Annotated in this window: 9 protein-coding genes and 1 riboswitch; of the genes, 7 read left to right on the top strand and 2 right to left on the bottom strand. The window is 46.6% G+C overall.

Going from position 1 to position 12,969, the window contains the following annotated elements; translation table 11 throughout:
* A partial coding sequence (locus INF29_RS15325; protein WP_408626509.1) for an IS3 family transposase occupies window positions 1-80 on the top strand: 80 nt, incomplete at its 5' end.
* A gap of 107 nt (window positions 81-187) precedes the next feature.
* On the opposite strand, the gene INF29_RS06040 is transcribed toward INF29_RS15325, so the two are convergent.
* Together INF29_RS06040 and nifJ are read right to left on the bottom strand one after the other, a co-directional pair.
* A complete protein-coding gene (locus tag INF29_RS06040; protein WP_193485277.1) occupies window positions 188-1,426 on the bottom strand; it encodes a dicarboxylate/amino acid:cation symporter in 1,239 nt (412 codons plus the stop codon).
* 476 nt (window positions 1,427-1,902) lie between these two features.
* Window positions 1,903-5,433, bottom strand: coding sequence for a pyruvate:ferredoxin (flavodoxin) oxidoreductase (nifJ, locus tag INF29_RS06035; protein WP_193485273.1), 3,531 nt, complete (start codon window positions 5,431-5,433; stop codon window positions 1,903-1,905).
* A gap of 416 nt (window positions 5,434-5,849) precedes the next feature.
* Between nifJ and INF29_RS06030 the strand changes: the two genes are divergently transcribed.
* From INF29_RS06030 to INF29_RS06005, 6 genes are all read left to right on the top strand, one after another.
* On the top strand, window positions 5,850-6,764 hold the full coding sequence (locus tag INF29_RS06030) for a hypothetical protein (RefSeq protein WP_193485270.1): 915 nt from the start codon (window positions 5,850-5,852) through the stop codon (window positions 6,762-6,764).
* A 170-nt stretch (window positions 6,765-6,934) separates the two neighbouring features.
* Window positions 6,935-7,414, top strand: coding sequence for a transcription elongation factor GreA (gene greA / locus INF29_RS06025; RefSeq protein ID WP_072849202.1), 480 nt, complete (start codon window positions 6,935-6,937; stop codon window positions 7,412-7,414).
* Window positions 7,415-7,459: 45 nt separating this feature from the next.
* Entirely contained in the window at window positions 7,460-9,391 is a 1,932-nt protein-coding gene (lysS, locus tag INF29_RS06020) for a lysine--tRNA ligase (RefSeq protein WP_408626513.1), read from the top strand.
* A gap of 654 nt (window positions 9,392-10,045) precedes the next feature.
* Window positions 10,046-11,413, top strand: a complete 1,368-nt coding sequence (locus INF29_RS06015) for a sensor domain-containing diguanylate cyclase (RefSeq protein ID WP_193485268.1) — start codon at window positions 10,046-10,048, stop codon at window positions 11,411-11,413.
* A riboswitch (cyclic di-GMP riboswitch) is annotated at window positions 11,411-11,497 on the top strand. (Overlaps the previous gene by 3 nt.)
* A 58-nt stretch (window positions 11,498-11,555) precedes the next feature.
* Complete coding sequence (locus INF29_RS06010) at window positions 11,556-12,251, top strand: polyphosphate polymerase domain-containing protein (protein ID WP_193485265.1); 696 nt, start codon at window positions 11,556-11,558, stop codon at window positions 12,249-12,251.
* A gap of 12 nt (window positions 12,252-12,263) precedes the next feature.
* Window positions 12,264-12,959, top strand: a complete 696-nt coding sequence (locus INF29_RS06005; RefSeq protein ID WP_191343782.1) for a DUF4956 domain-containing protein — start codon at window positions 12,264-12,266, stop codon at window positions 12,957-12,959.
* The last annotated feature ends 10 nt before the right edge of the window (window positions 12,960-12,969 follow it).

Below are 12,969 nucleotides of genomic sequence, written 5' to 3'. Positions count from 1 at the left end.
ATAATAACCATCGAATCAAAGCAAAGTTAAAGGGCTTGCCACCTGCAATTTACAGACAACAAGCCCTTCTGGCTTCTTAAACAATTTTAATTTGAAAATATTGTCTAACTTTTTGGGTTCAGTTCATAATAAGGATTTTGGCTTTCTTTGTTTTTTTATGAAGATGCCCCCAAAGATATTTCGTTTTTTATGCTTTTGCTTTTGCAGCCAGTTTGGCATTGCGCTTGTCGTCCAGTTTGGAAACGATGGTAGCGCAGGCAGCGTCACCGGTGATGTTAACGGTGGTACGACCCATGTCGAAGATACGGTCAAAGCCAACAACCAGACCGATACCAGCTACAGGCAGACCAACGCTTTCCAGTACCATTGCCAGCATAACCAGACCAGCGCCGGGAACACCAGCTGTACCGATGGAAGCCAGTGTGGCTGTCAGTACAATGGTAATCATCTGACCCAGTGTCAGGTCAACGCCGTAACAAGCGGCGATGAATACGGCACAAACACCCTGATAGATGGCAGTACCGTCCATGTTGATGGTGCTGCCCAGAGGCAGTACGAAACCAGCTACTTCTCTGCGGGCGCCCAGTCTTTCTGCAGCTTCCATGGTGAAGGGCAGTGTACCTACGGAGGAAGCGGAGGAGAATGCCATCATCATAGCGGGCATCATTTCCTTAAAGAATTTCAGAGGAGAAACGCCGCCCAGTGTTTTGATGGTGAAGGAATATACCACAACCATGTGTACGATGTAGCCTGCATATGCCACAGCCAGTACCATGATGAGGTTTGTCAGCAGCATGGGACCGTTTTCTGCTACAACGGGACAGATCAGGCAGGCAACGCCGATGGGGGACAGCTTGATGATGAAGTCCATGACTTTCAGGAACACTTCATTGAAGCTTTCTACCACCTGACCGGCAAGGATGCCTTTTTCCCCAGCCAGCAGGATACCGAAGCCCACGAACAGGGCAATGACGATGACCTGCAGCATGGAAGCCTCAGCCATGGGCTTCACAAAGTTGGAGGGGAAGATGTTTACGATAGTATCCATAACACTCTGGGCTTCTGCAGGGGTATAGGAAGCACCGGAAGGGTCCAGCACAACGAACATACCTTTGGACAGAGTTGCCAGAATCAGTGCCAGTGTTACGGCAAAAGCGGTGGTGCACATGTAATAAATCAGTGTTTTGCCGCCGATGGCGCCTACACGGCGAATGTCCTTCATGGAGATGACGCCGGCCGCAATGGAGAACATCACAATGGGCACGACGATGAATTTCAGCAGGTTCAGGAAAATGGTACCCCAGGGCTGGATATAAGCTTTCGCGAAGTCAACGCCGGTCATGCCGAACAGGTTTGCGTTCATCAGCAGCAGACCTGCCACGATACCGATGATCAGACCAAGGAAGATCCAGAAAGCCAGAGGCATTTTTTTCTTTTGGCTCGTCAATGTAAACACTCCTTTCCTATTTTTATGATTTTCTCATTGTATTTTTATCCGTTCCTTATTATAAAGATACACGAAAACCTTGACAAGGATTTTCGCCAAAAGAATGCGTATTTTTTTGTACTTTTTTTACAATTGACGAAAATGATGTATGGATATTCATACAATGGAAAAATATGGAATTTTTACATAATAGAAAAAGAGGCATGTCCAGCAGGCTTCCCTTAAGAAAACATTGGTTTTTGATTTCTTAAGGGAAACTGCGGCGGCTGTCATCAGAAGAAAATTTTCTTCTGATGAAGCCCCCAATGGACATGACCTCTTTTTCCCAGAGTCTATCACAAATATTCATGGAGCCTTGCCGAAAGCCCATCTGTTTGCAAGGGGGCGAGGTTCAGCCGGTTTTGCCGGCTGACTCGCCAGGTTTTTTTGCTGCCTGCAAACAGTATGTTACGGGGTTATTGTTCTGCAAGCTTCTTGTATGCTTCGTATTTTTCTTTCGCCTTGTCAGCAGCTTCTTTCAGCAGCACTTTTGCTGTTTCGGGGAAGGTGCGAACCAGGGAAGCGTAACGAACTTCGCCCATGATGAAGTCGTTGTAATCCATGGAAGGTTCTTTGGAATCCAGGATGAAAGGATTCTTGCCTTCTTTCTTCAGATCGGGGTTGTAACGGTACAGGAACCAGTAGCCAGCATCCACTGCCAGTTTTGCTTCCAGCTGTGCGTTTGCCATGCCTTTGGAGATACCGTGGTTGATACAAGGCGCATAAGCGATGATCAGGGAAGGACCTTTGTAAGCTTCTGCTTCTTTCAGGGCTTTGATCAGCTGTGCAGGGTTTGCGCCCAGAGCAACCTGTGCAACGTAGATGTAGCCGTAGCTCATTGCCAGCATACCCAGGTCTTTCTTCACTGTTGCTTTACCGCCTGCTGCGAACTGTGCCACAGCGCCGATAGGTGTTGCTTTAGAGGACTGACCGCCTGTGTTGGAGTAAACTTCTGTGTCAACCACCAGTACGTTTACGTCTGCGCCGGAAGCCAGTACGTGATCCAGACCGCCGTAACCGATGTCGTATGCCCAGCCGTCGCCGCCGTACATCCACATGGATTTCTTAGTCAGGTGTTCTTTGTTGTCCATGATGAAGGCTTTCAGATCTGCTGCTTCACCGCTTACGGAAACTTTTTCCAGAGCTGCCAGCAGAGCTTTGGTGTCTTCTTTGCTTCTGTGACCGTCATCGTAGTTAGCCAGCCATACGTCAGCTGCTGCTTTCAGATCTGCATCGTCGGTGAGAGCCAGCAGTTCTTTCAGCTTCATGGTTACGCGTTCTCTCTGCTGTTCTACTGCCAGAACCATACCCAGAGAGAATTCTGCGTTATTTTCAAACAGGGAGTTGCTCCATGCGGGACCCCAGCCTTCTTTGTTTGTTGTGTAAGGTACGCAAGGTGCAGCAGCGCCCCAAGCCTGTGTACAGCCTGTAGCGTTTGCCAGATACATACGGTCGCCGTAAAGCTGTGTCATCAGTTTTGCGTAAGCTGTTTCGCCGCAGCCTGCACATGCGCCGGAGAATTCCAGCAGAGGCTGTTCGAACTGAGAGCCTTTTACGCTGTATTTGTCCATAGGGTTCTTCTTATCGGACAGAGCCAGAGAGAAGTCCCAGTTAGGCTGTTCGTGCATCTGAGTATCCAGAGGTTTCATTACCAGCGCTTTTTCTTTTGCGGGACATGCTGTTACGCAGACACCACAGCCCTGGCAGTCCAGAGGGTCAACCTGGATGCGGAAACGATACTGCGCGATTTCGCCAGCGCCTTTTGCGGGTTCTGTTACATAGCCTTCGGGTGCGTTCTTCGCTTCTTCTTCTGTCAGCAGGAAAGGACGGATACATGCGTGAGGGCATACGTAAGAACACTGGTTACACTGGATACATTTTGTTGCATCCCATTCGGGAACGTCGATGGCAACACCGCGTTTTTCGTAAGCGGAAGTACCCAGAGGTACGGTACCGTCTTCTCTGCCAACGAATACGGATACGGGCAGCAAGTCGCCTTTCAGTGCGTTCATGGGAACCAGCAGTTTTTCAACGTATTCAGGCAGAACGCGTTTGATTTCTTCTTTGTCTACGTCTTTTGCGTCTTTCCAGCTTTCGGGAACGTCGATCTTCACCAGACCTGTCAGACCTGCGTCTACAGCGGCATAGTTCATGTTAACGACTTTTTCGCCTTTTTTGCCGTAAGATTTTTCGATGGCTGCTTTCATGTAGCCAACGGCGTCATCAACGGGGATGATGTTTGCCAGTTTGAAGAATGCGGACTGGAGAACGGAGTTGGTTCTGTTGCCCAGACCGATTTCACGGCAGATTTCAACGGCGTCGATGGTATAGAAATTGATGTTGTTGTTTGCGATGTAACGTTTTACTTCAGCAGGCAGGTGTTTTTCCAGTTCTTCGCCTTTCCAGCCGCAGTTCAGCAGGAAAGTACCGCCGGGTTTGATTTCGGAAACGATGTCATATTTGGAGATGTAGGACTGGTTGTGGCATGCCACAAAGTCTGCTTTGAATACCAGATAGCTGGAGCGGATAGGCACATCACCGAAACGCAGGTGAGATTTTGTGATACCGCCGGATTTTTTGGTGTCATATTCAAAGTATGCCTGTGCGTATTTATCTGTATGGTCACCGATGATCTTGATGGAGTTTTTGTTTGCGCCAACAGTACCGTCGGAGCCCAGACCCCAGAATTTGCATGCGATGGTGCTTGCGTCTGTTACTTCGGGTTCTGCGCCAACTTCGATGGATGTCATGGAAACGTCGTCAATGATACCAACGGTGAAGTGGTTTTTCTTTTCGCCTTTCATGTTGTCAAAAACAGCAACAACCTGTGCAGGTGTTACGTCTTTGGAGGACAGACCGTATCTGCCTGCCAGTACCAGAGGAGTTCTGCCTGCTTCTGTCAGTGCGGAACATACATCCTGATACAGAGGTTCGCCCAGTGCGCCGGGTTCTTTTGTTCTGTCCAGAACGGTAACGATTTTTGCTGTTTCAGGCAGTGCGCCCAGGAAATGTTTCAGGGAGAAAGGACGGTACAGGTGAACCTGCAGGAAACCAACCTTTTCGCCTTTTGCTGTCAGATATTCTACAACTTCCTGTGCTGCGCCGGTGATGGAGCCCATAGCGATCAGAACGTGTTCTGCATCGGGTGCACCGAAGTAGTTGAACAGCTGATAATTTCTGCCTGTGATTTTGTTGATTTCGTGCATGTAGTTTTCCACGATTTCAGGCAGACGTGTATAGAAAGGTGTCTGTGCTTCTCTGTTCTGGAAGAATACGTCAGGGTTCTGTACGGTAGAACGCTGTACGGGATGTTCAGGGTTCAGGGCGTTTTTGCGGAATTTACGCAGTGCGTCTTCATCCAGCAGTTTTGCGATATCTTCGTAGTCCATGACTTCGATTTTCTGCAGTTCGTGAGAAGTACGGAAACCATCGAAGAAATGCATGAAAGGTACGCTGCCTTTGATAGCGGAAAGGTGTGCCACACCGCCCAGATCCATAACTTCCTGTACGGAAGCGGAGGACAGCATTGCTACACCGATCTGACGACAAGCCATAACGTCGGAATGGTCGCCGAAGATGGAGAAAGCATGTGTACCAACGGTTCTGGAGCTTACATGGAATACGCCGGGTTTGAGCTGACCGGCAATACGGTAAATGCCGGGGATCATCAGCAGCAGACCCTGAGAAGCTGTGTATGTGGTTGTCAGTGTACCAGCTTCCAGTGCGCCGTGCATAGCACCTGCGGCACCTGCTTCGGATTCCATTTCTACCAGACGTACTGTCTGACCGAAGATGTTCTTCTTGCCGTTTGCGGACCAGCTGTCAACGTGTTCCGCCATGGGAGAAGAAGGGGTAATGGGATAAATGGTAGCGACTTCTGTAAATGCGTAAGAGATATAAGCAGCCGCTTCATTCCCGTCCATGGTTTTCATAATTTTTGTGTTCATGGAAAAACTCCTTTCATATAAATAAAATGTCCCCGTAATAACTGTAATTTCATGATAATGTATTCTGCATACACTGTCAAGAAATTACCAAAAAGAAAACAAAAAAAGTCAATTTGTTTGACATTCGGCTGTGAATTTGTGCAATTTAACCATAAAAAATTCCGAAAAAAGGAGAAAACAGGAAAAAACGAGCAAAAAAATCACGAAATTGTTGTGTACAGAAAAAAGAAAAAACAATAAATTATTGTATTTTCGTTGGTACATCGTCAAATTGGTGAGGCGCATGTTTGCGAAAGGGCTGGAAAAAAGAGGAAAATCAAGGAAAAACAGGGGCGGATTTCAGGGGATTGCAAAGGATTGTATGACAAAAAATGCAAAAAGATTGTTTATAAATTAACGATATAGGAGGCGTTTCCATGGAAATCATCAATATCACGTGTCTGCGGCAGAAATCCCAGCGGCATCGACCCAAGTGGGTGGGGAAACTGCCGGAAAGCTGGGCAGAGAAATGGCAGCTGAAGTATTGCCCGTGGGTGGAAACGGCGGAGGGCAGCTGGTGCTTGCAGACGGACCGAGACGGCTGTTTTCTGCCTCCGTGGCGGGAGAAAGCCAGAGAGTTGCTGGAACAGGCAGCAGATGGGGGAGCAAAGATTGCCCTTTCACCTATGGCAGCAGACTTGCCTGGGGATATCCTGCCCTTTGCCACAGGACGAAAACTCTATCCCATATTCGGGGCAGAAGCCGCAGCCACAGGGCTGGAAGCCATGGGCAAACGACAGGAAGGAGCTTCTTTCGTGGTGGCAGACGGCGGCGAATGGGAAACGGAAGCGGCACTGGCAGCTTTGCCCGGCTGGGTGAATCGTCTGGGCATCCTCACAGACCGTCAGCCTTTTTTCGTGTCATGGCAGGAGAGATTCTTGGAGGAAAGAGGTCTGGTGGTGGAAGTGTTCAGCTCCGTGGGCTACGGCGTTTTTCGGGAGGCGGATGTGGTCCTTTCCTGCGCGAAGGGTAACGGCGCCATGGCTTATGCTCTGGCGGAAGGGGCTGTGTTTCTGGATTTGGTGGGCAACGGTACCGTTACGGAGAGTATTGCCCTGCGTCGCGCCGATGTGCTGGCGGCAGACGGATTTTTCTTCGGCAACCAAAAAGAGATGGAGGCAGGTGCCCTGACAGAAGCCCGTACTTATTGTGAAAACCAGATGTTTCGGGCGTATTTTGATGCGCCCGGCGCCGAAAAAGCGGCAGAGGCAAAAGCCGGTTTGGGACAGTTGTGTCCCGTTGGTTTTCTTCTGGGCGGAAAAAGACGAAAAATTCCGAAAAAACAGGGATAAAATCGCATTTTCCCGGGAGAAAACATTGACAAAATTACTTACCTTAGTATATAATTTATCAATGAATTTTCGGAGGGCATTTCGGTAAGCCCTCCCTTTTCCTTGTAATATCAAGGAAAATCCCTATTTTTGAAAAATTGGATAAAACCCGCAAGGAGATGAAATAAGCAATGGCAGAAGCAAAAAAAGTAGTCATGACCTATGACGGTCTGAAAAAAATGGAACAGGAACTGGAAAACCTGAAAACCGTACGCAGAAAAGAAGTAGCAGAAAAAATCAAAGAAGCAAGAGGACAGGGCGACTTGTCTGAAAATGCCGAATATGATGCTGCGAAAGAAGAACAGGGCGAAATCGAAAGCCGTATCATACAGCTGGAAAACCTGCTGCGCAACGCGGAAGTTATCGACGAAGACGTACTGAAAATGGACGTTGTCAACCTGGGCTCCAAAGTAACAGTACTGGACGTGGAATTTGACGAAGAAATGGAATACACCATCGTTGGTTCCACAGAAGCAGACCCTATGAACGGCAGAATCTCTAACGAATCCCCTCTGGGTATGGCTCTGCTGGGTCAGAAAGTTGGCGCAACCGTTATGGCAGATACACCCGACGGCGAAGTGGCATTTAAAATTCTGAACATCCAGAAATAATTTTTATTTTTTGCATAAGAGAACACGGAAACGGAGGAAAACAAAGTGGCAGAACAGAACAACCAGCCTGCACAGGAAATGACACAGCAGGAACTGAGCGAACAGATTAAAATCAGACGGGAAAAGCTGGCACAGCTTCAGGCTGAAGGCAAAGACCCCTTTGAAATTACAAAATGCGAAGTAACACATCACAGCGATGAAATCAAAGACAACTTCGACGAACTGGAAGGCAAAGACGTTGCCATTGCCGGCAGACTCATGAGCAAACGTATCATGGGGAAAGCGTCCTTCTGCAACATCCAGGACAGAAACGGCAACATCCAGTCTTATGTAAGCCGTAACGACATCGGCGACGAAGCTTATGCCGCATTCAAAAAATTCGACATCGGCGACCTGATCAGCATCAAAGGCTTCGTATTCAAAACAAAAACAGGGGAAGTTTCCGTACACGCAAAAGAAGTGACACTGCTGTCCAAGAGCCTGCAGGTACTGCCCGAAAAATTCCACGGTCTGAAAGACCAGGAACTGCGTTACCGTCAGAGATATCTGGACCTGATCGTGAACCCCGAAGTGCGTGACACATTCATCAAACGTTCCCGCATCATCACAGAAATCCGTAAATTCCTGGACGGCAAGGGCTTCCTGGAAGTGGAAACACCTGTACTGCAGACCATTCCTGGCGGCGCTTCCGCAAGACCTTTCATCACACACCATAACACACTGGATATCGACATGTACTGCCGTATCGCTCTGGAACTGCCTCTGAAACGTCTGATCGTGGGCGGTTTTGAACGTGTGTATGAAATCGGCCGTGTATTCCGTAACGAAGGTATCTCCGTTCGTCATAACCCAGAATTTACCCTGATGGAACTGTATCAGGCTTACACAGACTATAACGGCATGATGGACATCACAGAAGAAATGTTCCGTACCGTTGCGCAGAACGTACTGGGTACCACAAAAGTGGTTTACGGCGGTCACGAACTGGATCTGGGCAAACCTTTCGCAAGAAAGACCATGGTAGACGCTGTTAAAGAATTCTCCGGTGTAGACTTCGATCAGGTAGCTGATACAGCAGAAGCTAAGAGAATCGCTGACGAACATCATGTAGAATATGAAGAACGTCATGTAAAAGGCGATATCCTGAACCTGTTCTTCGAAGAATTCGTAGAAAAGAACCTGATTCAGCCTACATTCATCATTGACTACCCCGTTGAAATTTCTCCTCTGACAAAGAGAAAACCCGATAAACCGGAATTCACAGAACGTTTCGAACTGTTTATCGTTGGTAGAGAATATGGTAACGCATACTCCGAACTGAATGACCCCATCGACCAGCGTCATCGTTTTGAATATCAGGAATACCTGAGAGAAGCAGGCGACGACGAAGCAAACATGATCGACGAAGACTTCCTGACAGCTCTGGAATATGGTATGCCTCCTACAGGCGGTCTGGGCGTAGGTATCGACAGATTCGTTATGCTGCTGACAGAATCCGTTTCCATCAGAGACGTTATTCTGTTCCCCACAATGAAACCCCTGGACATGCCTAAGAAAGCAGAAACAAAAGCTGCAGTGGCTGCTCCCGTAGCAGAAAAAATTGACTTCTCCAACGTAAAGGTAGACCCTTTGTTTGAAGAATTCGTGGACTTCGATACATTTGCGAAATCCGACTATAGAGCCGTAAAAGTAAAAGCATGTGAAGCAGTGCCTAAGAGCAAAAAACTGCTGAAATTCGTGCTGGATGACGGCAGCGGCACAGATCGTGTGATCCTGAGCGGTATCCATGATTACTATGAACCCGAAGAACTGGTAGGCAAGACCTGCATCGCTATCACAAACCTACCTCCTCGTAACATGATGGGCATTGACTCTTGTGGTATGCTGATCTCCGCTGTACATGAAGTGGATGGTCACGAAGGTCTGAACCTGCTGATGGTGGATGATAGAATCCCCGCAGGTGCAAAACTGTACTAATTATTAAGTAGAAATGCAAAAGGCGTTTTCTCGAAGGAGAAAACGCCTTTTTTGCACTTATATGCTTTCTTCAGGAAAAATACGGTTAAAATATTCATTCAAGACAGAATAATTATTTTGTTGACTTATGTGCATGTTTTGCACAAGAAAACTTCTGCGTTTCATAAAATGATAAGATGTCAGGAGGCATTTTCTCATACTTGCCTCTTTGTGTCTTTCTTGGTGAAACAGTTGATTTTCTGGCTTTTATATGCAATGAAAAAACAAGAAAATGCCAAAAAATCGTTGATTTCTGTCGTTACATAGTGTACTATTAAATGAATCAAAGTAAATATTCAGAATAAAATTTCTGAAAGAGCCTTTGGGGAATATATCGTGATAAGAGCAAACCATCTTCGAAATTGAGGGGTGGTTTTTATTTTACGAAAGTTGACAATGTGTCTTCATTTTGCATTTTTGGAGTGAACTTGCTTGGGAACTAGAGTTGATGCGCTTATCAAATGGATTCTTGGCGCAAAAATATCACATGCAGATTTTGTGGAAAAATCTGTATCGAGCAATCAGATTGCTCTTCGGATCGGATCGGCGTTCGGTGTCCTTTTTGAACTGTGTAATATATGCAGAGTGTTATTTTTCAGCAATATGGGGTATGCGATGGTAAATCATTTGATTTATCTGAGATTTTATCTGATTTATTTGGTATGCTGCGCTGCATTTTTGATCATTGATTTTTTCTGTAGTTTGTCAGTTATGGTAAGACATCGGTTTTACATGATCAGCGTTGGTATGATTTTGTTTTGGCATCTGCTGTTTAATATGTACAATGTGTATTTGTCTGGTGCTATGGCGTACTTTACCATCGTCACGGCGATTTTTTTCTTTTCCGGTTTTTTGATGTTCAAACCTTTTTATACCATCATTAGTTTGGGCGTATGCTACCTGACGTATATCTGGTTTATCAACCCTATATTCAGTGTGGGTGAGATCGTCAATTTTTCTGTGACCATCTGCTTGTGTATCTTGATGTATCTCATCCGGTATAAGCACCTGCGCATTGAAATCAGTCAGGCAAACCAGATGCGGGAAGTACAGCAGGAACTGACAGATGCCCAGCGGGATTTTCGTCTGACCATTGAGCAGTATGAAATGATTCGTGAGCAGGAAAGCTCCATCACCTTTGAATGGGACATTCAGGAAGACTGGATTCGCTTTTCCAAGGAGTGGAAGCATTACTTCGATCATCCAGAAAGTATCTCTCAATTTTATGATTTTATCAAAAATCTGGAACAGCTGTCCTCATCACATAAAGAGATCCTGCTTACCTGTATGCGGAATATCAAAAAGGGTGTCCCTTATCAAAAGTATGAGCTTATGCTGCCTGTCAAAAACGGCGGAAACAGATGGTTTGAAATCCGCGTGATTACCCAGACCAATAAGCAGAGCGAGCCTGTTTTGGGTATTGGGATTCTTTCGGATATTACAGACCGAAAGGACAGGATCAGTCAGCTGGAAAAAGAAATCCAAATGGATCTTTTCACCGGTCTATTGAACAAAGCCTCCATCGAGCGTTACGGCAAACGAAAACTGTCTGAACTGCGGGAAGGAGAAAAACTGGCTGCTTTGATTGTGGATATGGATGACTTTAAGGACATCAACGACCATTATGGGCATCCCATAGGGGATTATGTGCTCAAAGAAGCCGCTGACATCCTGCGTCATCATGCCCCTGTGGGAGCAAGGATTGGCAGAATCGGTGGGGATGAGTTTATGGTATTGCTGATCGGTTGTAACATATCCTGTATGGAAACATATGCGGAAGAAGTCATCAGCAAAATTCCCAGAATACATTGGAACGGCATAGAGGTTTCTCCCAGCTGTAGTATGGGGCTGGCAGTGGCATCCACGCCCAATGTGAGCTATGATGAGCTTTACCGCAAAGCCGATGAAGCATTGTATCACGCCAAACAGCTGGGCAAAAACCGGCTTTACACCACATTTTCTGAGCAGACAGAAAACAATTGAATCCTTTGGCAAAATCGTTGAAAAACGATGACGCAAAGCTATGAGTCTACGGCAGAGAACTGCTATGATCGTCAAGCTGCAAAAATGACTGGCATCCCTGTGTCTGATTTTTTGCAGCTTTTTCTTTTGGGAGGGATGTTATTTGAATGAGGTATATCGTCAGGAAAAGAAGTATTTCATGACACTTTTTGATATGAAAAAACTTTCTGGTCAGCTGGATCGGGTCATGATACAGGATGCCCATAACGGCGCAAACGGCTACAATATCCGCTCCCTGTATTTTGATACCATCAACGAGCGGGATTATGAGGCGAAAATCGACGGTCTGGAGCTGCGGCGGAAAATCCGTCTTAGGATTTACGACCCTGCCGCAGATTTTGCCATGCTGGAAATGAAACAGAAGGAAGGCAGCTACCAGAAAAAGCGTTCCCTGCGGGTTTCCCGGGAAGATGCCATAGAGCTGACAAAAGGCAGGTATCACAGCCTGCTGAAATATACGGACCCTTTTGCGGCGGAGTGCTACGGGCTCATGCACATGGCGTGTTATCGCCCCAAAACCATTGTGGAATATAAGCGAAAAGCCTATATCGCCAAGGAAAATAAAATTCGTATCACATTTGATCATCAGATTCAGGCAACAGAAAGCTGTATGGAGTTGTTTTCACCGGATTTGAACATGTGTCCGGTGTTGGATCCGTTCAATGGTGTGCTGGAAGTGAAATATAACGGCTTTCTGCTCAGTTATATCAAGGAACTGGTCAACGAAGCCAATCGTTCGGAATTATCAGTGAGCAAATATTGTCTGGCGCGGAGCGCCACCATGAAATTTGCGTTATAGGAGGGATGTCGTATGAGAAAAGTATTACTGGAGTTTTTAGAAAGCACGGGGCAATTGGATTTACAGACCATCATCCTGCGTATGGCGGTGGCAACATTGGTGGGTTTTTTGATTTACCTGTCCTACATGCTTTCCCATGAAGGAAGCATTTACAGCCGAAAATTCAATGTTTCCCTTATGGCGCTGACGGTCATCACAACGGCAGTCATGATTGTCATTGGCAATAACATTGCGTTGTCCCTTGGTATGGTGGGCGCCCTGTCCATTGTCCGTTTCCGTACTGCCATCAAGGATTCCCGTGACACCGTTTACATTTTCTGGACCATTGTCACAGGTATCTGCTGCGGTTCCGGCGATTTCCTCATTGCTGGTATCGGCGGGGCATTTACGTTTTTGATTTTGCTGATTTTCGGACGTATCAAAAATGACAATCGTGTGTTGTTTATCATTCGTACCGCAAGGGTCAATGAGGCGCGGATCGAAGCACTCATGTTCCAGTATTTTGCCCGGAAAGCAAATCTGCGGGTAAAGAACACCACGGAAAACAGTGTGGAATTTATTTATGAAATCAGCAAACGCCTGCTGGATAAAGCCGGCAATGCCGCAAAAGGAAATATGAAAGGAAAAAGCATCACCGATGCCATCTATGAAATCGGCAATATCGAATACTGCAACATGGTGATGCAGAACGACGAAATCAGCAGCTAATGGGAGGGGA

Origin of the sequence: Anaerotignum lactatifermentans, assembly GCF_014982935.1 — a bacterium.
Lineage (GTDB): Bacteria > Bacillota > Clostridia > Lachnospirales > Anaerotignaceae > Anaerotignum > Anaerotignum lactatifermentans.
This window is presented reverse-complemented; position numbering and strand designations above follow the sequence as displayed.

What these genes read in the sequence shown, in the direction of transcription:
- greA (WP_072849202.1), top strand. Translation starts at nt 6,935, where the DNA reads ATGGCAGAAGCAAAAAAAGTAGTCATGACCTATGACGGTCTGAAAAAA.
- INF29_RS06040 (WP_193485277.1), bottom strand. Translation starts at nt 1,426, where the DNA reads ATGCCTCTGGCTTTCTGGATCTTCCTTGGTCTGATCATCGGTATCGTG.
- nifJ (WP_193485273.1), bottom strand. Translation starts at nt 5,433, where the DNA reads ATGAACACAAAAATTATGAAAACCATGGACGGGAATGAAGCGGCTGCT.
- INF29_RS06005 (WP_191343782.1), top strand. Translation starts at nt 12,264, where the DNA reads ATGAGAAAAGTATTACTGGAGTTTTTAGAAAGCACGGGGCAATTGGAT.
- INF29_RS06030 (WP_193485270.1), top strand. Translation starts at nt 5,850, where the DNA reads ATGGAAATCATCAATATCACGTGTCTGCGGCAGAAATCCCAGCGGCAT.
- INF29_RS06015 (WP_193485268.1), top strand. Translation starts at nt 10,046, where the DNA reads ATGGTAAATCATTTGATTTATCTGAGATTTTATCTGATTTATTTGGTA.